Source organism: Xylanibacter ruminicola Ga6B6 (assembly GCF_000687715.1).
Taxonomy (GTDB): domain Bacteria; phylum Bacteroidota; class Bacteroidia; order Bacteroidales; family Bacteroidaceae; genus Prevotella; species Prevotella ruminicola_B.
This window is the reverse complement of record NZ_JHXD01000002.1, coordinates 1-26,421: the sequence shown is the minus strand read 5'-3', so window position 1 is coordinate 26,421 and position 26,421 is coordinate 1. Positions and strand designations below refer to the sequence as shown.

The window sequence follows — 26,421 nt, the reverse complement described above, 5'->3', positions numbered from 1 at the left end:
ATATCCATCCCTTTTTGCCATTTTTAAGACACCTTTATAGCGTTTCGCTCATTTTATTAATCCATATCAGTTGCTGTTGCTCATGCGCTGCTGCTCGGCTTTACCAGCACCTGTTCCCTTATACTTACTCTTCTGAGCATTGAAGGTGTAACGGATAGAGATGTCAAGACGATGGCTACGGCTTCGTGTTTTCTGCACACCGTAGAAGAAACCACAGTCCTGTGCTACATCCTGCACGCTACGCTGAAACACATCGCTGATGCTGGCACGCAAGCACAAAGCATCGTTTTTCAGCCAGCACTTCTGTACCACAAAACAAACATTATACGAGGGTGAGAGCATACGGAAGTTCAGCACGTCACCTTTGGTCTGGATGTTTGTATTGGCCTCCAACTGCCAACTATGCTTGAAGCGGAAAGTGTTATTCAGATCGAAGAAGAAGATAGGCTTAGTGAAGGTCACATCCGTCTTACCTGTATCACTACGAGGATCGTCGAACGTCATCGTGTTCCAGAACTTCTGCCCGCCGATAGTCCAGCTTGGGCTATATACGCCCCATGTGGGATTGGCCGACAGGAAGATGGCCAAATTGCGAACGGGGTCAGGCAGATTGGCCTGCTTCAGTAGCATGATACCTTCGTTGTTATAAGCCATTGGTACCTGAGTGATAGTGTTGTCGCGACGTTCGTAGGCAGCAAACAGGTTGATCCACTTCCAACGGGCATTGATGCTCACCTCCTGCATGGTTGCGTTTTTCAGTTTCGAGTCGCCCTGCAGCAGGGTATATGAGTTCAGATAGATAATATGGTCATTCAGTGCGCTGTAGCTTGGACGCACGGTTTTCATGGTGTAGCTCAGCGAGGTCTGGATAGGCCCCAACTGCTTTGACCATGTGATGTTGGGGAAGAACTCGTCCTGATAGCGCGTCATATTGTTCTCGGCATCCAGATTGTCCATATAGTCAAAACCCACATGCTCATAACGCAGTCCGGCACTTACGGTACCATATTTATCCAGGTTGGCATTGTAAGCCACAAAGGCTGCCACGTTGTTTTCCTTTACATCCGCATCGGTAGAGGGGAGAGGGTAATTTGTGATAGCCGAACTGCTCTGTCGCTTCACGAAACTCATCTCTGTTCCCGCCTGCAACTGTCCTTTCCACACAGGATAGCTCAACACCAGTTTAGCAGCCCAGAGGCGTGACCATGTATGCGAGTTCTGCTGCATGGTTTGGGCTTCAGGCAAATACACATCTATCTGGTTGTCGTCATTCTCCTTATCCGTCAGGAAATCCACGTTCAGATCAATGTTCAGTTTGTTCACCTGACCGTTATAATAGGCATTGCCCTGCCAGTTATAGGGGTAGTGTGTATGATCGTCCTGGTGCGAAAGGTCGCGACCTGTGAGATTGTTGTCAGTATCTACCCACATGTTGTAATACGTTTTAAACCGGTCGTGGCGTTCTACTCTGGCACCTAATGAATGCTTGTCGTTAATCTGCCAGTTAAAGCCCAGGTTATAGTTCATGCCCTCTCCACGCCAATAGTTACGAGTGTGGGTGTCCTGAAGAATATTCCTGATGCCTTCATCGGCCTTTAAGAATGTAGATTGCGTAATGCGCAGATCGTCGGGGCTATCCCACGACCAGTAGTTTACCATACCAAACAGGTCGAGGTTGTTGTGGCGATAACGCAGGTTCAGTGTGCTGCTGGGATCGCTGTAGCCAGATATAAGATTCTGATTGTTGGCAGCCATCAGGTCGAAACCAAAACCAGCTCCCTCCCGGCGAATAGTCTTGATACGTACTACAGCCGAAATGGTGGCATCGTACTGCGCACCAGGATTAGTAATCACCTCTACGCTCTGTATCTCTTCTGAACGCAGTCGTTTCAGTTCATCCTTATCCTGCATCTTTCTTCCGTTAATATAAAAGATAGGTGTACCCTTTCCCAGCACCTCCAGGTCTTCGCCCTTCAGCGTCATACCTGGTACCTTGGCCAGCATTTCCTGAGCAGTACCCGACTTGCCCAAGACAGTACCCTGAATGGTGGTAATCATCGAGTTGCCTGTCAGTTTGGTTTTAGGCATCTGGCCCTTCACCACTATCTCACTGAGCATCGCCTGATCTTCCTCCATCTGGATGGTACCGATTTCCATTCCCTTTACGTCAACATACTTGGTACGATATCCGATATACGAGAATCGTAGAATGCAACAGACTTCAGAGACTTTAATCTGGAAGAAACCATCCACATCGCTCGTTGCACCTTGTATATAAGTAGAGTCGGATGCGAGCAGTGCCACACTCACAAATGGCAAAGGTTCACCCTGCGCGTCAATTACACGTCCACCTACATCCTCGGTCATAGCCTCGGCTGATAAACACATCATCATTGCAGCCATTATGGCCATCATTTTAAAACTAATCTTTTTCATTTTCCTCATTATTAAATGTTATAAAATGTTTTGTCTATTTGATGCTACATAAGCATTAAAAAGTTGCAATCCTCCCCTATTTTGGGACGAATTGCAACTATTTGTGACGAATAACAGGGATAAACAGCATGAAAATGCAGCAGAGAGTACGACAAATTGTAAAAATGTGAGAAATTGTTTGTTTTTTTACTCGCTTCTTTGTATCTTTGCGGCTTGTATGAAACAAGGACGCAAAGAAACGATAACAACGAGAATTATCAGCACTACGTTTACAGTAGTGGCACTGGCAGTGTTCAAGCCTTTCTGGATGTCGGATTGGCAATGGCAGGGATATGCACATCTGATAGTGTTGGGAGTAATTGGCTTCCTCATCTGCATGATGACGGACATCATCCTGAAATATGTTGTCAAGATGCCGAGGTCATTCAAGAAAGGCGCCGAATACATCATCCGCCGCAACCTCATATTTCAACTTATCAATACACCGCTCGTGGCATTGAGCATCTGCCTCTATCGCCATTTCGTGCTGAACGAACATGATGCAGGCAACCAGCTTTCAGTTGTCAATTTCCTTGAAACCCTTGCCATCATTGCCTTCTGCTCGTTCGCCATCGGACTCTATTGGCGCTTCAAATACCGTAGCAAATATTTAGCGATAGAACTGGAAGATACGCGGCTGCTGAACGAGGAATTGAAGAAGATGCAGGAGCCCGAACAATCATTGCCGAACGAAGCAGAACACTCCATTGAGAATTCTCAACCGCAAGAGCTCACACTCACTGGTACCACTAACGAATCGGTGACGTTACAGATTTCCGACCTATTATATATAGAGGCTGTGGGCAATTACGTCAGGGTCAGTCATCTGCGCAACAATCAGGTACATACCGACATGCTTCGCGCCACGATGAAACTCATGGAGGAAACGCTTGAGTCCTATCCAATGATAGTCCGTTGCCACCGCGCTTTCATGGTCAACCTTGGTCAGGTAGAGCAGATTATCTCACATTCTGGCACTACCCAGCTGCTCATCAAGCATTGTCACGAATCACTCCCCGTTTCGCGCAGCAATATGGCACAAGTTAGAGCTGCGATTCAGATAGCCCAGCCTCTCTAATGTCTTGACAGCATCAGGCACGATGCGAGAAGCCTGGGAATTATCGTAAGTGCTTCCCGGATGGAAGGGATTGGGAATGTCGGAACGGCCACGTAACCCATGGTCGATCATATACTGCAGTGAAAGGTCGGCACGGTTGGTAAAACATCCGTCAGCAGTCACAACCTCATCCATGTCAGTTTTCTCCAAAGCCCCTCTAACGGACCGCGAGGATGATTGGAGAACCAATATCTGGCAAAGAGATACTGACAAACAACCATGCCACATCCTACCATCACAGCATAGGTAACACCTAAATGGCGATAGCAAGCCAGGCCATAGCCGCAGAAGATAGCACAGCCGATGATGGACTGGAGCAGATAGTTAGTAAGACTCATACGTCCGAAAATACACAAATGATGCAACACCTTGCGCACGCCCTCAGAAGCATACCATGCCGAAACGATGGCCGACACAATCATCATCAATATCATCAGATTGTAGATCGGGTTAAGCCACGAGGCTATCTCGCTAAAATCCACAATACTCAGCACAACTACCACCAACGCCGATCGCCATAACAGTTGATGCCATATCTGCAAATTACGCCCTTCGTTATAAAACATACGCTGGCGGCCCAACTGCATACCTAAAATAAACAGGCACAGCAGCTGGGTCAGTCGTCCGCTGAAGATATTGAAGCGGAAATTCACCTCAAATCCATATCGCAGGTTGGTAAGGGTATTCTCCCAGAATGTACCATGCTCATGGGCACTGTTGATCTTGCTATACACTTCCCACAAGGTGCTGTGGTCGATGGTGGTGCCAGTCAGCAGGCAGAAGAGTTCTACAGGCTGGATGGCTAATAAGGCTATTATACACCACACCCACTTCGACGGCAGATAACTGATTGGGATGAGCAGCAGACCATAACAGGCATAAAGCATCAGGATGTCGCCATCGTAGAAAGCCACATTGACTATGCCGAAGAGGAACAACAGGCACATGCGCCAAGCAAAGCGCCCAGAGAAATTATTGCCTTTCTGCTGCTGATTATCGTTCATGATGAAGAAACTCAAGCCGAAGAGCATGGCGAAGATGCCGTACATTTTACCAGACAGCAGCCAAGCCAGTACATCGGCCACCATCTGGTCAGTCGCCAGCGTATGGGTTATCGGCTCCTGCGTAAAGATATTAAAGTGTTCCACCGAGTGATACAGGATAATGCCGGCTACAGCGATGCCTCTCAGGGCATCAGCCACATCGATTCGAGTGTTTGCCAGATGACGAGATTGATACATAGTCTTTACTTTTATAATTCCATTTCAAATTCTTTCCATTCATCACCGTCGATCAAATAGGAACCTTCGCCTATGATGCGGAAGCCTACCGATTTGTAGCATTCTACGGCAGAAATATTCTCGCAAAACACACCGAGCGTAATCTGCTTAGCGCCGAGTTTCTCCCTTGCATATTCGATAGCCTGTCGTAACAACTGCTTACCATATCCATAGCCTCGCTTCGTATTATCTACAATCACAAAGCCGAAACGGATGATGCTTTTATCCTCAGAAGGACGTCGTAACAGAATATGGCCGATAATCGTATCACCCACTACTGCCGTCAGTGGATACATGTTGTCGCCATTGTATTGCGCCATCATCTCCTCAAGCTTGGCAGGAAAATCCTTATACCTGTCGGCACTCCAAAGTCGGAAGGCATGCTTATCCTTACACCAACTCAGAATTGTCGCTGCATCATCAGACAGAAATGGTCTAAGAGTCATATCTAATGATGATTTCTTGGCACGACAGTTTACGTGCTTCGGGGGTGTCATGAAATCTTGCATTTTCTTTCTTTTTAATGTTTTGACGCTACAAAATTACGAATTGTTGCCGAGACAAACAAACATTAGGGATAAATTACACATATTTGTGATGAGTTACGTTAAAAAACGAACCCTATATTTACGGTGAGGGCGTGATTACTGATATCCTCAATGTATTGTGTGAGTACGAACGAAGACTCATAAGACTAGAGTTGAGAGGAGTTCTGCCGACGCATCGAGACCGTTCAGCAGAAATATCCCTGGATAGTGGCAATGGTAAACGGAAAGGTGGTTGGTTATGCCTTTTTGCCAGCGAGCGTAAGTGCCCATCTCTGGCGTATCTAATTGTCTAATGTTCTCATCATACAATTTTCTCCATATATACAAATTCTAATTGATCATCCACCCGCCTACGGTCAAACTCTTGATAGCCCATCTTCTGATACAGTCGGATGTTGTCAATGCTACGGGTGCTCGTAAACAGCTCATATCTCTTTTGAGGGTAATACTCCTCTATCCTCCTCAGAAGTTTCGTGCCATAGCCACGATGTCTGTAATCGGGATGAACCATCAGTTTTCCTACATAGACGATTCCTTTCATCTCCCATGCACGAATAGAACCTATAATGAGATTATCTGTATCCACCAACTTCAGGATAATACCTTTGTGGTATTCCTCAATCACCTCATCTAGTGTTTGCTTTAAGGGTGGTATATCTTTGTTGCCAAATAAGGCAGCCTCACTCTGATAAGCAAGGTATTGCAGATTGAGAATCTCCTGCAAATCGTCCATGTTGGCCTTACTGATACTGTCTTTCATCATATTTCTATTAGATCACTCATAGTCTATTTATTTTGCATAAAACATAAGATATTCCTCCAAATGAGCTTTGATATAATCAATGGTATGATGTCCTTCGTTTAAATGATTCTGAACCAGAACGCCACGGACTGCCAATCTTTCTGCCAGTTGCGCACATCCTCGATAAAATCCACCTTCGTCCTCACTTCCTGCGTCAAGATAAATCTCCATAGTTGAAGGCAAAGTACACTTCTGAACCAGGAAAAGCGGATTATTTGCTTTCCATTGCTCACTGGTTCCGAAATAATGCAGGTCGTCATCATCCAATACGTCTTCGATGGCAGGCATGTGACCGCCTACTCGCTCAAAAAAATAAGGATGGCGGAAAGCGTAGTTCAAGGCAATGAAGCCTCCAGCCGAAACCCCTCCAATGCAACGTACACTCGTTTTGTATTGTTTCTCTACAATTGGCATCACCTCGTTAAAGAAATAATCTTCGAAAGCACCTAATCCTAGTGTATCTTCCATCCTTGGGCAGACAATTAGCATTGGTTTCATCCTGCCATCTGCAATCATTCTGTCTGCAACGGTTTGTATATCCAAAGCATAAATAATAGACTCGTCGCCACTACGCCCGTGCATAAAATAGAGAACAGGTAATCCCTCGCAAAAATTGGTTGGCATATAAATCGTAACAGCCATAGTCTTACCTAGAGTTCGGCTTTGTATTTCTATTGTATCAATTCTTGATTTAATCATCCTCTTCATAATTATTCAATTACAAAACTAGTTAGCGTGCCAGCATTCCTTCAAAAATGCCATTCACGGTCTTGACGAATGCATCTGAAGGGAGCATAGGTGTATCAAGATATGCCTGTGTCTCGTCAGAGATCCGTTCCATTTTCTTGAACTCCGCACCAGCTTGCTTGACTTTCTCTAAGTAGGGAGTAGTGAAACTCTCGGTATTGGGACTCATAAAGAATGAGCCCTCGGCACAACAGATGTAACTGATATTCTTGCCATACATGTGGCGCATGGCAAACAGAAGTCCATCGAAGTTTCCCCTCATGTTAGGCAGTCCTGCTGTCGAAATCAGTACCGTTTTCTTGGTGCCTTCCTCATAACCATAGTGATGGGCAATGCCATCAGAATCGATATACATCAAAGGCGAGTTAAACGATACTGTTCTATCCATCAGTGCCTTACAATGCGAGGGTACGCCATAGGCATAGAGAGGTATCGACCAGATAACCAGGTCGGCTTGGCGAATTTTCTCCATCACTTCTGTTGCATCGTCCTTCTGCACACACTTGCCTGATGTCTTAAACCAACAGGCATAGCAAGCTCTGCAGGGATTGATATTAAGACCAATGGTAGTTACAAGCTCCACTTCCGAAGCCTCTACTTCGAGACCTTCCAGAACTGTTTTGGTAAGTTTAAGCGTTGTGCTGCGCTCCTTATTTGCTGATGCGTTAATGACTAATACTTTCATTATTATATTTTATTTATTATGATTTGACGCTGCAAAGGAACGCATAATTGCTGAGACAGCCAAATATCTGGGATAAACAGCAATGATTTGTGACGAAAGGGAGCGCTAATCGTGAGTTACAGGAGCGCGCATCTATGTAGCACCATGCAATGATGACAATTCTAATCTCAACACTCTGATAGGCCTGTTCTCACCTTGATACTGGTTTTCGTCTATGCAAATCTCGCCTGTGGGAACGAAACCACACTTTTCCATTACTCTACCAGAAGCTGGATTATCTACGAAGTGGCCGCTAATGAGCGATTGGATGTCCGTCGATTCTCGGATGTGGTCTAACATCAGGCGCAGTGCCTCTGTGCAGATGCCCTTATTCCAATAGGGCTTGGCCACCCAATAACCAATGAGCGGTTCACCCTCGCGGGCCGGCAGATCGCACTCGCACGACGGGCCGTACCCCATAGCGCCAATAGGCTCGTCAGTCTCTTTTAGAACGATAGCCCATGTGTGCAGCACGTCATTAAATACAGTGCGAATAATCTCCAGACTCTCCTCCACATTCTGATGAGGTGGCCATCCTGCACGAGGCCCCACATCAGGATCAGAAGCCCATTTATACAGTGTCTCCGCATCCGATTCGCGCCAAGGGCGCAATATGATACGATTTGTTTCCATTGTAATTCTATTCATTTGATATTATCGTTTTCTCTTCCCATGCTTTCAGGAAAGCAAGCTGTTCTGGCGTATGAAACCAATGTTCTCCATCAGGCATGATAGTGACCTGGCACTGATGCTGACTGATGAAGTCGTGACCTACTTCCTCGCTGACAATCAAGTCCACTTCTGGGCGAAGGATGTAGGTAGGTGCAACCAAACTTGTAATTGGGTTATTAACAACCCACTCGTAATAGTCGTCCTCGCGCTGTGGCATCAGCTCTATAAACCGCTTCATATCGAGAATTGGAGAAACAAGCAATGCCTGCTCCACTTTCTTGCTCTGGAAAGCCAACAACGTAAACCACGAACCTATACTGTTAGCACGAACAGATACCGATTGCCAATTATCATATAGATAATCACGTATCTCATTCAGCAAAGGCAGTACCTCCCAAGGCTTGCGCTCTACAGGCAGGTCGATACCCAGAACTTGATAACCTTTGGGCACAGCCACCTCTGCAAAGGCCAATGCCTCTTCCTTGCGTCCATGCAACCCATGCACAAACAGGAACACTTTCTCGCTCTTCTCGCCAATAATCAGCGCCGGCGTAGAGTCAATATTTAATTCAACAACCTTCATGCTTTGTTGTTCATCATTTACTCAATTACGAAACTACGTGGATAGAAATCGCTGTAGAAACGGCCATCGGTAGCAGTGAACTTCAACACGCAGTAATTAGGATCGGTGACGCCGCCTGGATAGTACTCTGTGTCGCCATCGCGCCAGATCATCTCCTTCGAGGCTGCATCCGTCAGCACCTCCATTGTACCTCTGAGCATCATGCCCTTAAATCCTTTAGCATCGCAGAAATAGATGCTTGCCTTGGGATTGGCCTTGTATTGAGCCACACGTATTGAGAATGTGTTGGTTGTAAAGTAGAAGGTTTTGATACCCTCACGTTTGCGTGGTTTCAACATGGCCTTGGTCCAAGGGAATCCGTCCTGATCGACCGATGAGATGTAAGCGATGGGCTGTTTGTCGGCCATCTGTGCAATAAGTTCTTTAACGCCTGCCAAAGCAGGGTTAACATTCATCACTTCATCGTTACTAACATCCAACGTTTGGCGCCAGCGCTTCAACTGGGGAAAGTACGATTTCATCATACCGATATATTCCTCTTTTGTAATGGGTTTCTCCAATCCCTCGTTTACTGCGCCAACAAACTGTGCACAATGTTCAATCATCTCTTCCATCGTGCAGTCCTGCAAGAATTTTCCATCCTTGTAGCAATACATACAGTAATCTTCGTTCTTACTGCCATCGGCATTAGTACCGAGGACTTCCTCTGTGAGTGGCATTCCGCAACTCTGACAAAATCTTTGTTCTTTATTCATATTCTTATGTTGATTATTGACGCTGCAAAAGTACACATTGTTTCAGATAGCAACAAATTTCTGGGATAAACAGCATCGATTTGTGACGAATGGGGGTTAGCATAACCTAAGCCATAACTCATCATTTTCTCCATCGTTTTAGCATCGGGAAGAAACCTTGCATCATCTGCTTATACTCTTCTTTGGTCATGGGCTTGGGCATGTTCTTGTTTACCTCATCAATAAACTGGGTGCAATGCTCAATCATCTCGTCCATGTTGCAGTCCTGCACAAACTTGCCATCCTTGTAGCAATACTGGCAATAATCAAAAATGGTACTGCCGTCTTCGTTTGTACCGCAATCCTCGATACGCGTCAATGGCATGCCGCAACTCTGGCAGAACTGTGGCAGTTGGCCCTCTTGGAATGCTTTCTCCTTCTGAGAGAAGCTAGCTTCGTAAGCCTCGAAAGCCTCTGGGTTTTCATCGGCTACAAAATAGCCCTTGGGAGGGCAATAGGTTGCCTCGGCGATACCATTGTTCTTAAGCCAACCAGGAATTAGTTCCTGAGCCAGGAAATAAGGCACTTCGGCATCTTTCGGCTCGGCATGATAGTGAATGTTCAGTTTGCTGGCAAGGTCGAAGCCTGCATGTTTGTAAAACTCGATGTTACCCTCCATACAGATAAAGCCGATACCCTTGTCGCGAGCCTTATCCAAGGCATATTGCAGCAACTTCAGACCATAGCCCTTGCGCTTGTAGGCAGGATGAATGCTGATGGGGCCGAATGTCCACGAAGCTTTCTTGCTGCCATCATCAAGCACAAGTTCGGCCTTCGAAAACATCACATGACCGATGATCTTTCCATCTACCTCCATCACAAAATCCAGCTCTGGTATAAAGTCGGGATTGGTTCTATACTGATTGAGCACGTAATGCTCTGTGCATCCAGGACGATATACGTTCCAGAATGCCTCACGCGTCAGGTTCTCTACATCACGATAGTCTTTTGTATCTTCTAATCTAATAATCATTGTTATTTTTGATTTTAATTATTTACAACTTATTGATAGCCTTACGGCACTTTTGTTTGTCTTTCTCGGTCAGCGCGGGATGCATGGCTGTGCCGCCACGCTCGATGGTACTTACGATTTTGAAACCTGCATAGCGGGCTATCTCACGCATGGCACGGATAGCTCCGCGCGACTGTTTGAACAGAATGTTCCAAGGCCATGGCGTAGTGCAGGTGCTGATAAGGATACCCTTCTTACCTTTCATCAGCGGTTCTGGAAAACGATTAGTATCACGCATCATGCCATACACCTGACGGTCGAACATCAGTTTCATCTGTCCAGGGATGTTGCCCCAGTAGCAAGGTGCACCCATGATGATTGCATCAGCCTGCTGCATCATCTTCAACACCCGCTGCGAATCATCTTCAGCCAGCACACATTTCTCCTTCGTGCGACACGCCATACAGCCTTTGCAAGGCTTCACGGTAAGGTCGTTGGTATAGACCATCTCCACCGTATCGCCTCGCGTTTCAGCCTCCTCCTGCATGATGCCTAGCATCTGGGAAATCAGCCCCTTCTTCCGAGGGCTGCCATTTATAATCAGAATGTTCATATTCTCTTTTGTACTCAAAAATCTATTTTATTTGTATCGCCCACTGAAAATCCTTTTACGCAGACACTTTATGGCGGGTTTATAATAATCTATCTCCATCGCTTCGAGGGTACGTTTCAACTCGTCCATCAGTTCTGGATAGAAGGTGCACATGCGAAAGGCGAGTTTCATGCAGAGCGTTTGGGTGCCAGGAAACTCTTCGATGCTGACCATGTGCTCGAAACAGAAATCAAGGAAGTCAGTCCGCAAATCATCCTCGTCCATTTTCAGCTTTTCGATGATGTTCAGCGTTAGCCGCCTCACCGACGAATTCTCCGTCTGCATGGCCTGATCTATCAGCTCATTGTATATCACCTTCAATTCCGACAACTCTTCGTCCTTAGCTTTGGTCAGACCCCACAAAGCAGTTCTCGCCACACGATAGTCGGTGTCGAAGGCATAGCGTTGGGCAAAGCCCAGAAAATCACCTTTCGCCTTAATCTCTTGGTATATCTCCAGAGCTCCGCCCTCACTAAAAGTCTGGTTCAATCTCTCACTTGTTATCGCCATTGTAACTATTTATTCTGGTTTTGCCCAGAATACCTCTGGGTCGGTTGTGGTATCACACTTCCAATTGTTGTTAACGAAGCCTACTGGTATAAGTCTGACGTCACCTTCAGGATCGTTGTCGCGATAGACGCTCTCAGGATTAAAGCGGTTAAGCTTCTTGCACACAAAGTAGTACAGGTTCTTCGCCATATAGGTTTCCAAATAGTATTCCTTTGTCTGCTGCGACTCATGGTTCCAGTTGGCTGTCTCACAAAGCACCAAGGGCTGGTCGTTAATGAGTCGTTCGCGCACTTCGGCGATGCTAAGCAGCGTGCCGTTCTCATCAGTCACCCAGGCATCCATCGTGGGGTCGATATAAAGCCATTTCTGCAACTGACTCGACCACACCGTGTTAATCACATGGCACTCATAATCGAGCGAATCGGCAGGCATGCAGGTCACGTAGCGGGCAGGAATGCCCATCGACAGGTACATCTCGCAGAGCGATATGGCCAGCTGGCGGCAGTTCACCCCCTTGCCAGTAGCCTTGTAATAGTTGTAAAGGTCGATGGCATCCAACTCGGCAAACGCCTGGTTGCTGCCGTCGTGGCGGATGTTGTCGTGGGCAAAGTGCAGCAGATTGATAATCTTCGACAGTTCATCGCCCTGACCTGCTACAGAATCGAGTTTAAAGTAATCGCGAACCTTGCAGAGATTGTTCGATCTCTTGGGTTGATAACGGAACTCTACCTTCGCATCATCCTTTGCATACGGGGCCGACTTCTTCAGCACATTCAGCGGCTGACGGTCTTTCACTTGCGCCTGTAGCGCCTGGTATTTCTTGTCCTTGCGCAGCGAGACGAGGTCGTTGTCGTTCACCATATTATTATAATCCTTATAGCCCAGCTCGACAGACTGCCCCAATGCCGCAAGCGCCTGTTTCTTTTGTCCCACTATCGCATAGCAGCATGCCTGGTCGTAGTAAAGCAGTCCTTTCTGCTCCAGAATGGCTCCCTCGGGGATGGGGGCCACTTTGAAAATCGTGGTGGTGTCGAGCATCGCGATACAACTTGCCAGTGGGGCCAGCGCATCCTTGTGCTTTCCACTATGCATCTGGTCACGATACTGTGTCTGATACTTAGAGAACTCATTTTGAAAGTCCATCATTCGTTGATTCTGAGCCTTTGTGTTCATAGCACTCATCATCACAATGGTCAATGCCATCAATAATTTAAGTTTATTCATACTCTCCAGTTTTTATCATTTGACGTTGCAAAGATAAGCATAGTTGCAAGAATAAGCAAAATTTTGGGATAATCTGCGTACTTTTGTGATGAATCGCTTGGTCAAATCGCAGAATTACATTATTTTTGCGGCATGAAACGAATTAATTGGCTACTCATTACATTACTGCTGGCTGCATGCAGCAAAACAGACAAACAGTTTATTATCGAAGCAGAGACACTTGTTGGAGAACACGCCGACAGCGCCTTGTACGTACTAAATAAGGTAGAAGATGCCACCCGACTGAAGGGCGAATGGAAGGCTCGTTACTGGATGGCTATGGCCCAGGCACACATTGGCACCTACCAAGCGTTGTCGGAAGACTCGTTGGTGCTTTATGCTGCCGAATATTATCAGGACAAGGATAGCGCCATGCTATGCAAGGCCCATGCTTTGGCATCGTCGTACTACTGGTGGCGCGACAGCTTTGCCAAGGCCAAGGACATGATGCGCCTGTCGGTAGAAGAGAGTAAACGCGCTAACGATCGCAAAGGCACCATCTCAAAACTCCGAAGCCTGGCCCGCATGGAATCGCTCGAAGGTAATCTGGATGGACTGAAACGCTATACCGAAGAGGTGGTGAAACTGGATGGCGGCGATAAGAACCAGGCCAAGTTGCTCAACAGTCTGGCTATCGAATATTTCTATCATGGCAACTACGATGCAGCCATCGCTACGATGGAACGTATCGCAGCTTATAGGGATACAGCCGCCGACTCCATCTATATCTGGAATGATGTGATGCGTAACTATGCTGATATGCTTGTAGCCATGGGCCAGCTGGATAAAGGCATCCAGCTGCAAGAGTATATATTAGATCACTATCAGCATTCCACGATTCTTGAAGACAACAAGATTGGCGCACTCTTCTCGCTGTCGCATGCCTGGCTGCTGAAGGGCGACAAACAGAAGGCCCGGCAGTATATGGATATGGTAGATGAAGAAAAAGCTACCGATGCCACCCGATTCTGCATGATAGCCCACCGCATGGTACTGAACTATGCCACTACAGGGCGATATGATATGACCGAAATAGCCGAGTATGCCAACAATAAACGCGATAAACGCGAAAAGAGCGAAGCTGTGGCCGAAGCCAAGGAGTGGTCGATGCATAATCTGCGCGACCATGAGCTGATGCTAACCGTTTCGCGCCAGCGCCAACTCATCTTCTTCCTGGCACTCACCTTAGCATTGATAAGCATTATATTCGGACTGTCGGTATTGGCAGGCAAGCGCAAAAAGCTGCTGGCCAAGCAGGAAGAGGAACTGAAGCTGCTGAACGAGCAGTTAAAAAGTCTGCAGAATGTACGTAAGGAAACACCCGTTGCCACAGCCGAACATGCAGCACCTACACATATCACGTTTACTGGCTCAACCAGCGATACGTTATCGCTCGACATCGCCAATCTGGTATATATAGAAGCAGTTGGCAACTATGTAAAAGTTTACCAACTGCTTGATGGGAAAATTAAAAACGATATGTTACGCGCTACCTTAAAACAGATTGAGGAACAACTAAGCGCCTATCCTATGATGGTACGCTGCCATCGCGCCTTTATTGTCAACCTCGAACAGGTAGAGCAGATTATCTCGCACACTGGCACCACCCAGCTTGTAATGAAGAATTGCCATGATACCATACCTGTTTCGCGCAGTAACATGGCACAAATTAAGACAGCGATTAAGGATATGTTATGATCCTATGCGGGCCTGCACATCCTTACCTGCTCCCGTGCCCTTGTACTTGCTGCGGGTGGCATTAAAGCGGTAGATGAGCGTTGTTACCAACTTATGGGTTGAGTAACGGTTGGTCTGTTTGAACCAATTATATCCCAGATCGCACACCTCGTTCACATGATGGCGCTGCAAGCAATCAAGTACGCCCACACGTACCACAAGCGAGCGGTCCTTCAGGAAACTCTTCTGTACAATCAATCCCAAACGCAGACTGTAGGTGTCGTTGTAGAAAATATACGAGTTACCATTTGAACGGAACATCACGTTGGCATCAAACTGCCAGCCGTGCTTGAGAGTAAACGTATTAAAGGCGTTTACGGTATATGTGGGCTTATCGCAGTACACACGATACTGGTGGTTGTGCGGCCCCTCTACATCCAGATACAAATTCTGCTTCTCAATACCTAATGTGGCGTTGAGCGACCAGATGCCCACATGTGGTGTGAGCGACAGATAGGCACTCAGCGTCTTGATGGGCTTATCCAGATTACGATGCTTGACGAGTGTGGCATCCTTCTGGGCGGTATTGATTTCCGTCCACTGGATAATGGCATTCTTGGTATGCTCGTACGAGGCCGAGAGGTTAATCCACTTCCAGGCCAGGTTCAGCGTCAGGTCGCGGATACGTTCGTTCTTCAACTGCGAGTTACCAGCCTGCAGGGTATAGCGACTGATGTAGGTTACGGCATCGTTCATGGCAAAAAAGCTGGGGCGCTCGGTCTTCAAACTGTATGAGAGACCCGCCTGAATCTTGCCTAACGTTACTGCATACGATGCTGTGGGGAACCACTCGTCCATCGAACGGTGCAGATAGTCGTTGTTACTGGCATCGTCGTAGTCTAACAGCGTATGCTCGTAACGTAAACCCGCACTAGCCTGTCCCCATTTACCAAAGTCGCAACCATACTCGGCAAAGGCCGCAATGTTATTCTCCTTAATGTCGGCATCGGTATTGGCAATGGTAGTCTTATCAATCCAGTAAGTGTTATTACGTTTCACAAAACTCATCTCGGTTCCTGCATCCAACGAACCCTTCCAGATAGGGTACGACAGCACCAGCTTGGCAGCATACAGATGGCTGTTGGTACCCGACTTACTGAGCACATAGTCGTTCTGTATCTGGCTCAGCTCCACATTCTCGCGGTCGGTATCGGTACCACCCTTCATAAAGTCGAAGTTAAAGTCGATACCTAACTTACCCACCTTACCATTGTAATAGGTATTGGTGAGTATGCCCAGAGGTTTGCTTTCTTTGCTGGTCTGGTGCGAGTACAGATGGTCGATCTTTACGTTATTCTCTATCACATCCTCATCGTATATCACCTGGTTGGTACCGCTTTTGGGGCGGTGTGTCAGGTCTATGCGCGCACCTAATGAGTGGTTCTCGTTCAACTGCCAGTTCACACCAGCGCTATAGTTCAGCTGGTTGTACTTCCACGTCATGGTGTAAGGGCCATGCTGATAAAATGTCTTCACGTCAGTCATGGTCTTATCCTCTATCGTACTGTATTGGCGATAGTCCTGATGGTAGAAATATACCTGTCCGAACACATCTACCCCATCCTTGCGGTAGTTGGCCCCCAGCTTTACCTGTGGACGGTCGAAATCGTAACGCAGGTCGCGTTCGTTCGAGAGTGTCGCATTCAGTCCCAGACCCTCGCCCTTCAGCTTCTTGGTTCTGATACGCACCACGGCACGTATCTGCGCATCGTACTGGGCACCTGGGTTGTTAATCACCTCTACATCGCGAATGTCCTCGCTGCGTAGGCGCTTCAGTTCGCTGTCGTCGCGCATCTTGCGACCGTTAATATAGATAAGAGGCGTACCCTTGCCTAATACCTCGGGAGCCTCATCGGTACCAGTCATGCCTGGCACCTTTACCAGCAAGTCGCCCAGTGTACCTGCCGATGCCAGCGCCGTACCATCCACACGGGTAACCATAGCGTTACCCTTGAGGCGAGTGTGAGGGAGGCCGCCTTTAATGACGACCTCCTTCAGATTTAAATACTTGTCTACAGATTCTATCGAGTCCTGAGGCTCCTGCGCCCAGCTTGTTGTACATACAAGGGCCAGGGCAGTTGCCGCAACATATTTTTTTACCATACTAATGCACGTTTCTCCTTAGGGATAAACATCTTGTCGCCCTGCTTGATACCGAAGGCATCGTACCAGGTATCGATCATAGGCAGAGCAGCCATCACACGGATACGGGCAGGTGAGTGCACATCGCTATTAACCAGCATGGCCGTGTACTCAGGGGTGCTGTTGCAAGCCCAAACACGGGCATAGGCCAGATAGAAACGCTGAGCAGGGGTAAAGCCCTCGATATTGCTCAGTGGCTCCTGCTTCATGCGGTTCTCGTAAGCACGATAAGCAATCTTCAAACCACCGTTATCGCTCACGTTCTCGCCAAGCGTCTTCTGTCCGTTAACCTTCAAACCAGGCACAGCCTCCTGCTCGCTAAACCAGTCGGCAATCACCTTGGTACGCTGGTCGTAATTGGTCTTATCGTCAGCTGTCCACCAGTTCTTCAGGTTACCATCCTTATCAAACTGACAACCCTGATCGTCGAATCCGTGGGTCATCTCGTGTCCCATTACTACACCAATGGCACCGTAGTTGCTGGCGTAATCGGCATTTACATCAAAGAATGGTGGCTGCAGGATGGCTGCAGGGAAGTTGATGCTGTTGAAGAGGGGATGATAAAAAGCGTTAACCGTCTGAGGTGTGCAAACCATGCGGGTTTTATCAACCGGCTGGTGCCAGTACTTACGGAACATGGCAGCACGGGCCTCCTGAGTGATACGGATGAAGTTCTCGACCAGATTCTCGTTCTCACGGATATCCACAAACTTCTCCATATCCTCCCACTTATCGGGATAGCCTACATTAATATGCATGGCATGCAGCTTCTCAAGTGCCTTGGCCTTGGTGCTATCGCTCATCCAGGTATTCTCGTTTAAACGATCCTCGAAGGCCTGCTGCAAATCCTTTACCAATCGTACCACACGCTGCTTACTGCTCTCGGGGAAGTACTCCTGAACGTACAGCTTACCAATGGTTTCACCCAGACTACCGCTGATGGTTGAAACAGCACGCTTCCAACGGGGCTGCTGCTCCTGTACACCACTGATGGCTTTCTGCGCCTCGAAAGCACGATCACCAAAAGCATCGCTCAGGAAACCGCTGTAAGAGCGAATAATCTGAAGCTCGACATACGACTTGAGATCGTCGAGACTGGTGTTGGCCAGAATCTTCTCAACCTCGTGCAAAGGCTCCAACTGGCTGATGTTTACCTGATCGATATCCTTTGGCATGCCCAAGGCATCGCGATAACCTTCCCAGTCGATACCCTTGAAATCGTTCAACAACTGCTGCCAAGGCATGATGTGGATAGTAGCCATGGGGTTACGACTTTCAACCTGATTCAGGGTCTTTATGCCGATGGCATGCTCGATGGCCCACTCGGCCTCCATCTTTTTCTGAGCCTCTTTTTCGCTATAGCCTACCATCTTGAAGAAATCCTTAAACAGGGCCTTCTTGGCTTCAACTGTCTTCTTCTGTTGCTCATTAGGGTTAGCATAGTACTCCTGTGGCAGCGAGGCACCGCCATGACCGCCACCAATCATATACTCGGAAGAGTTGAATGGATTGAGTGACAGACCGATACCGAATGGAGCGGTATTGAATCCCTTAGCGTCGAAATCGCACATCAGCTTAAGCAACTCCTCGCGAGTCTTTACTTCGCGTACCTGCTTGAGGTAGGGCTTAATTGGCTCGTAGCCCATCTTATTGCGGCTTACGCTATCCATATATAAGCGATAGAGAGCGCCTATCTTCTGCCCGTCGGTTCCCTGAGGCATTTGCTTCTCGGCGTACTTCATAATCAGTTCCTTAATACGATCGTTGTTCAGCTCCTCCAAGTCGGTAAACGCACCGTTCTCGGCATGCTGCTTATCCAGCGGATTGGCCTTGAGCCATCCACCAACAGCATACAGCCAGAAGTCGTCGCCAGGTTTAACACTCGGGTCCATGTTTGCTTTCAGATCCTGTGCCGAGCTGGCCAAACTAACAAGGGCCATAGCTACAGCAAAAAACATTTTTTTCATACTTCGTAATCTATAATTAGTTAAACGATATTTGTTCTTACCATGAAAGCAACATGCGTCATCGCGACGGACGTTGCTTTTATTAGAAAATTAATTCTAACTTAATATTAACAAAACTTGGTTTTCTTAATTCTTAACATCAACACCACCAAAGAAATTGCTGGCTACAATGTGCAGGCAAGGGGCATCCTTGTCGGGCACATGCACGGTTGAGTTGCCTACGCCTCCGATAAAGCTACGACTCTTAACCAACACATTGACGTGAGCAGGCACAAAGAGCTCGACACCACCACAGAAGGTGTGGATATCAATCTCCTCGTCCTCGGTAATCACAGCCTCGCGCAAGTCCATACGGAGACCACCACAGAAGGCATCGAGACGGGCACCATGGAACGGCTCGCCACGGAAAATATACTCGTCGCCACCATAATGCACGCAACAGCAGATGCGCTTGCCATCCTCGCCGATGGGCAGAGGGCGCTGCAACCACTGGTCGGGGTCGCGACGATAACTATCTACAATCAGATGCGCACCTACCCACATAATAACAAAGATGCTGAAATACATGCACCATGGCCCTTCAGACATTGTTTCGAACCACTCCCAATGAATAAGTCCCCAGATAGTGGCCAGCTTAACCAAGCCACCCACAACTAAAACTAATCCGATAATCGTTCTTGGTTTCATAACTCTCTTATTATTTGAAATTCTACATTTCGATTGTTTGACGCTGCAAAGATATAAAAAACTACATCACGCGCCAAATATTAGGGATATTCTGTACAAAAATGTGACGAATGGGCCCTTTTTCCATCATCAGAACTCTACTCGATAGGCAATATTGGGGAATGTGAGCGAGGTGAACTTATCCACAGTCTCGTGGGTGTGCAGGTCGAACGTCTGACCCTGGAACGTCTTCATCTGCAGATATTCGAGGATGAAGTGGTGCGAAGTATGCTTCTTGTTGATGGTGTACTTAATCGAGAAAGCATAACCTACGTTCATACCCTTTTGCTTGGTAAAGGGATCCATACTCTCGTCCTCAGGTATCGACTTATCAGGGCGCATCATCACCTCCTCAAAAGTGATACCATCTGGGATTGGGGTATAGCGATCGCCACCCATCATGGTTAATCGGCCGTTAATGCCGAACACATTCTTGCGGGCCTTTCCTATCATCCACTCTTTACCACCAAGGATATTGGTGACGTAGTGGCGATCGTGGCGCGAGTGGTGCCACTGGCCCTGTGCATCGCGATACTCCGACTTAAACAGAGTGGCAGTAATCATACCATAGAAACCATCCTTGAGATAACGTTCCAAGGTGAAGTCGATACCATAGTTACGACCTGCACCCTCGTTAACCAAAGCACGATCCTGGAAGAACTTGCGATGATTCAGAATAGAATAGGAGGAGCTCAACTCAACAGGCACATCGAACAACCACTGCCAGTAGGGCTCAATCTTCAGCATAGCGTTCTCGCCCAAACGCTGAGCGAACGAGGCTGAGATATGATGCGAGCGAGTCAATCCTAAATCCTTATTGGGATTCTTACCGTCCATCAGCACAAAATAGGTATCGGTAGTTTCCTTGCGACTGTTCATGGCATAGGCCAGCGAGAGCGTGCTGGATGCCGATGTTTTGTACTGCATGCTAACACGAGGCTCAACCAGCCACTGGTTGTTGAGGTTAAACCACATGACATTGACACCAGCCACAGCCGAAAGCTTACGACTGAGTGCCACCTTATGGTTGGTATAAAGGCGGGTAAGGCCTGTATTGCCCTCAGAATCGTACACACGATATAGTGGACCACCCGTATAGTGGATGTAATCCATCCAAGTGTGGAAATCTAAGTGCTGGTGTTCAAAGCCATTCTGCATGGTATATCTTGATGAAAATTTGTGTTGGTGCTGGGTGCTGATAATCACATTCCATTGTGAGTTGCGACCGGCCATTTCTGGCATCATGTTCATTTCGGCATCATAATCGTTAACACCCAATTTACGATAGGCGCCTGTAAATGCCACACTTGAGTGCAGCGTACCACCTGTTTTAAAGCGGTAGGTATGGTTTACGCCCAAAGCGCAGTTGCGCTGGCGCGACCACGAGTCGTTCATGTCCCAAAGCGTTTCCCACTCCGACATATCGGGAACCTTATTCTCGTAGCGGTCAATCAGTCCGGTAAACCACACTGCAAAGGTTCCTGCTTTCTTGGTAGGCATATTGAGTTTAAAGCTCAGATCCTGATAATCGAGCGTCTCGTTCTCCATATTGATGGCATGCAGTTTCTTGGCTATCTCGAGGAAACTATAGCGATAGTTTACCAGATACGAGGCCTTAGAACCCTTTGCCAACGGACCCTCGGAGGCAAAATCTACACCAAGCGTACCCACCTGGATGGCATGCTCGTACTTGGTATTGTTACCCACGCGCATCTTCATATCAAAGGCACCTGAAAGGGCGTTACCATACTCAGCAGGCATGGCTCCAGTGAGGAAATCGCTATTGGCCAGAACGGTACCATTAAGCGAGGTAAACACACCGCCACCAGCCTCGGTTATCTCGGCAAAGTGGTTGGGATTGGCCACCTCAACGCCCTCAACACGCCATTGTAGCATCTGGGGCGAGTTACCATGAATAGAGATACCGTTGGTGGCACCACCTGTGGCCACACCTGCAAACATCGAAGCCGTGCGGGCAGGGTCGGCCATACCGCCAGCATAGCGACTAGCCTCCTCGACACTGAACATACGGGCACCCACCTGAGCCATCTCGTTCAATGGCTGCTGCTTGTTTACTCGTGGTTTGATAACCACCTCGCCCAGTTCGGAGATACTCTCGCGCATACGCAGATTGAGTACCAACTCCTTACCCGAGGTTACCAGCTGCTCCTTAAGCAATACTGGCTCGTAGCCAATAAAACTGGCTCTGACGGAATGGCGCCCCACGGGCACATTCTTGATTTCGAAATTTCCGTCCACATCAGAGACGGTAGCCATAGTACTACCGTTCTCTACTGTGACCGTTACACCAATCATGGGCTCGCCCGACGCAACATCACAAACCTGACCACGAACAGTCTGGACGGCCTGATTGGCTTGTGCCCCTGCCACTGCAGGGATGAGCAGCATGGCAATAGCTGCACCTAAAAACAATCTTTTCATACAAACTTAAATATGTTCAACTTACAAACGCAAAATTATTAATTACAAATTACATACGTGCCTTCTGCTTTTCGCCAGCACCTTTTCCACGATACTTACTGTTAGCCTCGTTAAACTTCCAAGTCAGGTCGAGCATGAAGGTACGACGGGCTGGATTACGAACAGTTAACTCACGCTGGCCAAACAGGGTGGCGTTAGTCTTATCGGTATTAAAGATATCGTTGCAACGTACATCGGCAGTAAGTGTACCCAAACGGCGCAGGTTGAAATCGCGCTGAACACCGAGGTTAGAACGGAACTGCTGCTTGTGAATGCGGAAGTTATTAGCATCGCCCTTAGGCACATAACTCAATCCGGCATTAATACGCCAGCCCTTTGGCAACGTAATGGTATTATTCCAACCTACCTGACAATATGGGTGATTGAGGGTGATGGTAGAACCATCGGCACGAGGCGCCTTGTAATCCTGGAACTGAACATAGACGTACCAGGTGGGATGCCAACAGCCAATAACCGGACTGGCATAGGGATTCAGGCTCAGCTGATTGAAGTCCTCCTCAGTATTGATGGGACGAACCAGGCATACCAGCGGATCGTCGGCACCAGGGAAGGGTTCTGACGACATCGTCTCCAAATCCTTAATACGTGAGTAGTTCATACTCATTCCCATCCACTTATAGTTTACGTTCAGCTCTAAGCTGTGAGTGTAAGTGGGGCGGAGATATGGGTTACCACTCTGATAGGCATAACGGTTCAGATAGATGGTAGAGCTTGTTAAGCTGCTGTAGGCAGGGCGCTTGATATCGCGACGATAAGAGAGTGCCAGCTGAACCTTACCGATAGGCGCTGAGAGGGTTGCGGTGGGGAACCAGTCGCCATAGTCGCGGCTCTCGTCGTCCATACGCTTACCAAAGTTATAATAGTCGTTCTTCAGATGCTCGTAACGCAAACCTACCTGAGCATACAGCTTTCCGAACTGGTGTCCGTACTCGATAAAGGCGGCTTCCGCCTTCTCGTTAATCTCTGTATCAGTAGCTGTAACAGGCACAGCCTCAGAGGCGGCAAACGAGTAGGCATCGGTACGATGATTGTAGCTATACTCACCACCGATAGAGAGATTACCTTTCAGCAAAGGATAGCTGAAGATAAGCTTCGAAGCCCAGAAGTTGTTAGCGCTCTTGGTATTGCTATTGATAGTGCGCTGCGTTTTCTCGCCTGTAGGTGATGTGGCAAACTCGCTGGTATTTCCTGGGGTTTCGGTATCGTCGAAAAGTCCGTCGATATTCAGATCGATACCCAACTTACCAATCTTACCATTATAATAGGCATTAAAGATATGCTTCTTAAACTTGTCATCCTGGTTAATTTTGCTCTCCGAACGCTCCATAAAGGCACCATTCTGATACTCGTCGGTATTAAAATCGCTGGTCAGGCTACCACTGGGGTGATAGTCGTACTTGTAGAAAGCACCCAAGCTATGGTTCTCGTTGAACATGTAGTTTACCTGAAGCTGTGGCGAGAGGCCCTTCCATATCTGTTTGGTTTCCTGCTTGGTATAGCCGGTAACCACATCCTTGCCATTACCATTTGGCACCATATAATACATATCATCCTCCTGCAACGACTTGCTATGACCATAGCGACCTGCCCAGAACGATGCTGTTACATCCAGTCCGCCAGTACGATAGTTCACATCGAGGTTATTGGTAAGCGTGTGCCCATACTGGTACATGCCACCTGCATTATCCTGGAAACTGATACCCTCGCCCTGCGCTTTCTTCAGCGTAATGCGAACCACAGCCTTGGTTGATGCGGCATAGCGGGCTCCTGGATTCTGAACCACATCTACATGCAGCACCTGATCGGAACGCAAGCGTGACAACTCAGAGATATCCTGCACCTTACGACCATTGATATACACCTCGGCATCGCCACGCCCCAGCACCTTTATGGCACCATCGCGCTCGGCTTCGAGCGAAGGAATCTTTGATAAGGCGTCGCTCACGGTTCCTGCCTTCTCAAGGATGGTTCCTGCCACAGTAGTACGCATGGCATCGCCCTTAACATGAGTTTTAGGCAACTGACCTTTTACAACCACCTCTTTCAACAGCTGGGTATCCTCCTTCATCTGGATGGTAAGATCCTGTCCGGCCTTAATATATAAGGTCTGATAGCCCACGCTGGTAACCTTAAACAAGCCCTCGTTTACATCAGTTACAATCTTAAACACGCCTTGCTCGTTGGTCATCGCACCTTGTACAAAAGCCGAATCGGGCAGCGACAGCAGCACTACATTTACAAATGGCATGGGTTCGCCATTCTCATCTATTACGCGTCCGCCCCAATCCTGTGTCTTGGCGGAACTTGTCAGCGTCATCATCATTGCGGCCATCAGGGCCATCAGTCTAAAACTTAACTTTTTCATACTTTCATCAATTTAATTTTTCAACTCGAGCTCTGTCGTTTTGACGTTGCAAAAGTAGATATAGTTGCAACACACTCCAAATTTTAGGGATATTCTGTGCAGTTTTGTGACGAACGGTGTGATAAACGGTAAATTTGTGACGAATGGTTTGGCAGTTTGGAAGTTTTGTTGTATTTTTGCCCTCCGAATGAACAAAGGTACAGCATACTGCTTGGGCTTAGGGTTGGTGGTAGCTATCCTATTTGCACTCAACCTGTTACTGGGGTCGGTATCGATTCCTTCAGGTGATGTAGTAAGCATACTTTTGGGCGATGAAACCGCCAAAGCCTCGTGGCAGTTCATCATTCTGGAGTCGCGACTGCCCCAAGCTATCACAGCCACCCTGTGTGGTGCTGCTTTGGCTGTAAGTGGACTGATGCTGCAAACGGCTTTCCGCAACCCGCTGGCTGGTCCCAGTGTGTTTGGTGTAAACAGCGGTGCCGGACTGGGTGTGGCATTGGTAATGCTGTTTTTAGGTGGCGGACTATCCGTAGGTTCGGTGAGTATTACAGGCTTTGCTGCCATTCTGCTGGCCGCCTTTATTGGCGCCATGACGGTGATGGCCATCATCTTTTTCTTCTCAACCTTGGTTCGCAATAGCGTGATGCTATTAATCATAGGTATTATGATCGGCTACATCAGCAACTCGGCCATATCGCTGCTTAACTTTTTTGCAACCGACGAGGGCGTAAAATCGTATATGGTATGGGGTATGGGCTCGTTTGGTGGCGTGTCGATGGCCAATATGCCTGTGTTTGCGATTGTAACGCTAGCAGGCCTTTTAGGTGCTTTATTATTGATAAAACCCCTGAATGCCCTGATGCTAGGCGACAGATATGCCGAGAACTTAGGCGTTAACATTCTGCGAGTACGCAACTGGTTGCTGATAGTAACCGGCCTGCTAACCGCTATCACCACCGCCTTCTGCGGTCCTGTAGCTTTTATCGGACTGGCTGTCCCCCACATCGCCCGATTGTTGCTTACCACCGACAACCATCGTCAACTACTACCCGCCACCCTACTCTGTGGTTCGGTAGTTGCTTTGGTATGTAATCTTATCTGCTATCTGCCAGGCGAGAGTGGTGTCATCCCCCTCAACGCCGTAACCCCTCTCATCGGCGCCCCCGTTATCATCTATGTCATCGCCCGCAAGCGATAAAAATTTTGCTACTACGTGAGGGCGCAAAAATTCCCTAGTTGGGGAACAAATATTCCCACGTTGGGAAAACGTAACTAATCTATGAGATAAGTTACGGATATCTGGTAGATACATTACGGATATCTCATTGAAGGTAGGCAAACGTTGCAGCGTTGCCGTTGCAACGTTGCAATAAGGACTATCCCACCTCTACACAGGATGGATATCCGATATATATTACCGGATTATGATAAATAGAAATTAATACTTATTAATTATTGAATAGTTATTATACTCCTTCATGCAACGTTGCAACGGCAACATTGCAACATTCTACTGTCTTTTCCTGATTTTGGTTGACAGTTTATTGCTTTTTTCCTGATATAGTTGACAGTCGCTTTACTGAATAAGTTGACTCTTTACTGGAATCGTTGACACCTTTACTGAAAAGGTTGTCTTTTTCCTGAAAGAGTTGACAACTATGAAAAACACTGCGGTGGTTTGCCATGCGGCTGGAGGCGCAAAGCCTCCAAAGAGTGTCCTTCGACATTCCGCTTGCAAAGTTAGGGATTATTCTGCAAACTCTGTTCATTCTTGCGATAAATTTTATTCTTCCACATCTTTTTTTGTTCACCAGACTGCTCGTGAGCTGTATTTGGAGTCTGCATACCGATGCTGTAGTGAGG

At 47.6% G+C, this 26,421-nt stretch carries 21 protein-coding genes and 2 pseudogenes; 3 read left to right on the top strand and 20 right to left on the bottom strand.

What is annotated here, in order from left to right; all coding sequences use genetic code 11:
- Positions 1-66 precede the first annotated feature (66 nt).
- Positions 67-2,436 (bottom strand): outer membrane beta-barrel family protein, encoded by a 2,370-nt coding sequence (locus tag T500_RS0101795; RefSeq protein WP_028906697.1) that lies wholly within the window; start codon positions 2,434-2,436, stop codon positions 67-69.
- A 412-nt stretch (positions 2,437-2,848) separates the two neighbouring features.
- Here T500_RS0101795 and T500_RS0101790 point away from each other — a divergent pair, with 412 nt between their 5' ends.
- Positions 2,849-3,553, top strand: coding sequence for a LytR/AlgR family response regulator transcription factor (locus T500_RS0101790; protein WP_196243450.1), 705 nt, complete (start codon positions 2,849-2,851; stop codon positions 3,551-3,553).
- A 158-nt stretch (positions 3,554-3,711) separates the two neighbouring features.
- Here T500_RS0101790 and T500_RS0101785 read toward each other — a convergent pair whose 3' ends face one another.
- From T500_RS0101785 to T500_RS0101730, 14 genes and pseudogenes are all read right to left on the bottom strand, one after another.
- Positions 3,712-4,833, bottom strand: coding sequence for a DUF418 domain-containing protein (locus T500_RS0101785; protein WP_013063645.1), 1,122 nt, complete (start codon positions 4,831-4,833; stop codon positions 3,712-3,714).
- Between the two features lie 11 nt (positions 4,834-4,844).
- Positions 4,845-5,369, bottom strand: a complete 525-nt coding sequence (locus T500_RS0101780) for a GNAT family N-acetyltransferase (RefSeq protein WP_196243449.1) — start codon at positions 5,367-5,369, stop codon at positions 4,845-4,847.
- A 352-nt stretch (positions 5,370-5,721) separates the two neighbouring features.
- On the bottom strand, positions 5,722-6,183 hold the full coding sequence (locus T500_RS0101775) for a GNAT family N-acetyltransferase (RefSeq protein WP_028906694.1): 462 nt from the start codon (positions 6,181-6,183) through the stop codon (positions 5,722-5,724).
- A gap of 27 nt (positions 6,184-6,210) precedes the next feature.
- Positions 6,211-6,930 carry an alpha/beta hydrolase gene (locus T500_RS0101770; RefSeq protein WP_051611822.1) on the bottom strand — a complete coding sequence of 240 codons (720 nt, stop codon included), beginning with the start codon at positions 6,928-6,930 and terminating at the stop codon, positions 6,211-6,213.
- 22 nt (positions 6,931-6,952) lie between these two features.
- The gene (locus tag T500_RS0101765; RefSeq protein WP_028906692.1) at positions 6,953-7,654 is read right to left on the bottom strand and encodes a flavodoxin family protein; all 702 of its coding nucleotides are present in this window, start codon (positions 7,652-7,654) and stop codon (positions 6,953-6,955) included.
- Between the two features lie 132 nt (positions 7,655-7,786).
- Positions 7,787-8,341, bottom strand: a complete 555-nt coding sequence (locus tag T500_RS0101760) for a GNAT family N-acetyltransferase (protein ID WP_224082990.1) — start codon at positions 8,339-8,341, stop codon at positions 7,787-7,789.
- A complete protein-coding gene (locus T500_RS0101755) occupies positions 8,334-8,948 on the bottom strand; it encodes an alpha/beta hydrolase (protein WP_028906691.1) in 615 nt (204 codons plus the stop codon). Before T500_RS0101755 ends, T500_RS0101760 begins: the two co-directional genes overlap by 8 nt.
- Before the next feature lie 17 nt (positions 8,949-8,965).
- Complete coding sequence (locus T500_RS17250) at positions 8,966-9,403, bottom strand: pyridoxamine 5'-phosphate oxidase family protein (RefSeq protein ID WP_036908274.1); 438 nt, start codon at positions 9,401-9,403, stop codon at positions 8,966-8,968.
- Between the two features lie 90 nt (positions 9,404-9,493).
- Positions 9,494-9,667, bottom strand: a pseudogene (locus tag T500_RS17245) (zinc ribbon domain-containing protein); the annotation flags it as partial.
- A gap of 157 nt (positions 9,668-9,824) precedes the next feature.
- The gene (locus tag T500_RS17240; protein WP_262502927.1) at positions 9,825-10,094 is read right to left on the bottom strand and encodes a zinc ribbon domain-containing protein; all 270 of its coding nucleotides are present in this window, start codon (positions 10,092-10,094) and stop codon (positions 9,825-9,827) included.
- Between the two features lie 234 nt (positions 10,095-10,328).
- A pseudogene (locus tag T500_RS17235) lies at positions 10,329-10,715 on the bottom strand (GNAT family N-acetyltransferase); the annotation flags it as partial.
- Positions 10,716-10,737: 22 nt separating this feature from the next.
- Positions 10,738-11,307: a flavodoxin family protein gene (locus T500_RS0101740; protein ID WP_028906690.1), complete on the bottom strand. Its 570-nt coding sequence runs from the start codon at positions 11,305-11,307 to the stop codon at positions 10,738-10,740.
- A gap of 27 nt (positions 11,308-11,334) precedes the next feature.
- A complete protein-coding gene (locus T500_RS0101735; protein ID WP_028906689.1) occupies positions 11,335-11,856 on the bottom strand; it encodes a hypothetical protein in 522 nt (173 codons plus the stop codon).
- Positions 11,857-11,865: 9 nt separating this feature from the next.
- A complete protein-coding gene (locus T500_RS0101730) occupies positions 11,866-13,080 on the bottom strand; it encodes a transglutaminase-like domain-containing protein (RefSeq protein WP_028906688.1) in 1,215 nt (404 codons plus the stop codon).
- Positions 13,081-13,212: 132 nt separating this feature from the next.
- On the opposite strand from T500_RS0101730, the gene T500_RS16240 reads away from it, so the two are divergent.
- Positions 13,213-14,817 (top strand): LytTR family DNA-binding domain-containing protein, encoded by a 1,605-nt coding sequence (locus T500_RS16240; protein ID WP_028906687.1) that lies wholly within the window; start codon positions 13,213-13,215, stop codon positions 14,815-14,817.
- Here T500_RS16240 and T500_RS0101720 read toward each other — a convergent pair.
- From T500_RS0101720 to T500_RS14915, 5 genes are all read right to left on the bottom strand, one after another.
- Complete coding sequence (locus T500_RS0101720) at positions 14,812-16,959, bottom strand: outer membrane beta-barrel family protein (RefSeq protein WP_028906686.1); 2,148 nt, start codon at positions 16,957-16,959, stop codon at positions 14,812-14,814. The two genes, T500_RS16240 and T500_RS0101720, sit on opposite strands and share 6 nt — an antisense overlap.
- On the bottom strand, positions 16,953-18,965 hold the full coding sequence (locus tag T500_RS0101715; protein WP_028906685.1) for a M13 family metallopeptidase: 2,013 nt from the start codon (positions 18,963-18,965) through the stop codon (positions 16,953-16,955). Before T500_RS0101715 ends, T500_RS0101720 begins: the two co-directional genes overlap by 7 nt.
- 126 nt (positions 18,966-19,091) lie before the next feature.
- Positions 19,092-19,652, bottom strand: a complete 561-nt coding sequence (locus tag T500_RS14920) for a LiaF domain-containing protein (RefSeq protein ID WP_013065255.1) — start codon at positions 19,650-19,652, stop codon at positions 19,092-19,094.
- Positions 19,653-19,781: 129 nt separating this feature from the next.
- Complete coding sequence (locus tag T500_RS0101705; RefSeq protein WP_051611821.1) at positions 19,782-22,133, bottom strand: TonB-dependent receptor; 2,352 nt, start codon at positions 22,131-22,133, stop codon at positions 19,782-19,784.
- A gap of 49 nt (positions 22,134-22,182) precedes the next feature.
- A complete protein-coding gene (locus T500_RS14915; protein ID WP_080694747.1) occupies positions 22,183-24,558 on the bottom strand; it encodes a TonB-dependent receptor domain-containing protein in 2,376 nt (791 codons plus the stop codon).
- Positions 24,559-24,745: 187 nt separating this feature from the next.
- Between T500_RS14915 and T500_RS0101695 the strand changes: the two genes are divergently transcribed.
- On the top strand, positions 24,746-25,756 hold the full coding sequence (locus tag T500_RS0101695) for an iron ABC transporter permease (protein WP_028906683.1): 1,011 nt from the start codon (positions 24,746-24,748) through the stop codon (positions 25,754-25,756).
- The last annotated feature ends 665 nt before the right edge of the window (positions 25,757-26,421 follow it).

Coding starts and splice junctions, on each gene's coding strand:
- T500_RS0101760 (WP_224082990.1), bottom strand. CDS start 8,341: ATGAATAGAATTACAATGGAAACAAATCGTATCATATTGCGCCCTTGG.
- T500_RS16240 (WP_028906687.1), top strand. CDS start 13,213: ATGAAACGAATTAATTGGCTACTCATTACATTACTGCTGGCTGCATGC.
- T500_RS17250 (WP_036908274.1), bottom strand. CDS start 9,403: ATGAATGTTAACCCTGCTTTGGCAGGCGTTAAAGAACTTATTGCACAG.
- T500_RS0101695 (WP_028906683.1), top strand. CDS start 24,746: ATGAACAAAGGTACAGCATACTGCTTGGGCTTAGGGTTGGTGGTAGCT.
- T500_RS0101705 (WP_051611821.1), bottom strand. CDS start 22,133: ATGAAAAGATTGTTTTTAGGTGCAGCTATTGCCATGCTGCTCATCCCT.
- T500_RS0101755 (WP_028906691.1), bottom strand. CDS start 8,948: ATGAAGGTTGTTGAATTAAATATTGACTCTACGCCGGCGCTGATTATT.
- T500_RS0101735 (WP_028906689.1), bottom strand. CDS start 11,856: ATGGCGATAACAAGTGAGAGATTGAACCAGACTTTTAGTGAGGGCGGA.
- T500_RS0101780 (WP_196243449.1), bottom strand. CDS start 5,369: ATGACACCCCCGAAGCACGTAAACTGTCGTGCCAAGAAATCATCATTA.
- T500_RS0101785 (WP_013063645.1), bottom strand. CDS start 4,833: ATGTATCAATCTCGTCATCTGGCAAACACTCGAATCGATGTGGCTGAT.
- T500_RS0101730 (WP_028906688.1), bottom strand. CDS start 13,080: ATGAATAAACTTAAATTATTGATGGCATTGACCATTGTGATGATGAGT.
- T500_RS14915 (WP_080694747.1), bottom strand. CDS start 24,558: ATGAAAAAGTTAAGTTTTAGACTGATGGCCCTGATGGCCGCAATGATG.
- T500_RS14920 (WP_013065255.1), bottom strand. CDS start 19,652: ATGAAACCAAGAACGATTATCGGATTAGTTTTAGTTGTGGGTGGCTTG.
- T500_RS0101765 (WP_028906692.1), bottom strand. CDS start 7,654: ATGAAAGTATTAGTCATTAACGCATCAGCAAATAAGGAGCGCAGCACA.
- T500_RS0101715 (WP_028906685.1), bottom strand. CDS start 18,965: ATGAAAAAAATGTTTTTTGCTGTAGCTATGGCCCTTGTTAGTTTGGCC.
- T500_RS0101720 (WP_028906686.1), bottom strand. CDS start 16,959: ATGGTAAAAAAATATGTTGCGGCAACTGCCCTGGCCCTTGTATGTACA.
- T500_RS0101770 (WP_051611822.1), bottom strand. CDS start 6,930: ATGAAGAGGATGATTAAATCAAGAATTGATACAATAGAAATACAAAGC.
- T500_RS0101795 (WP_028906697.1), bottom strand. CDS start 2,436: ATGAAAAAGATTAGTTTTAAAATGATGGCCATAATGGCTGCAATGATG.
- T500_RS0101740 (WP_028906690.1), bottom strand. CDS start 11,307: ATGAACATTCTGATTATAAATGGCAGCCCTCGGAAGAAGGGGCTGATT.
- T500_RS0101775 (WP_028906694.1), bottom strand. CDS start 6,183: ATGATGAAAGACAGTATCAGTAAGGCCAACATGGACGATTTGCAGGAG.
- T500_RS0101790 (WP_196243450.1), top strand. CDS start 2,849: ATGCCGAGGTCATTCAAGAAAGGCGCCGAATACATCATCCGCCGCAAC.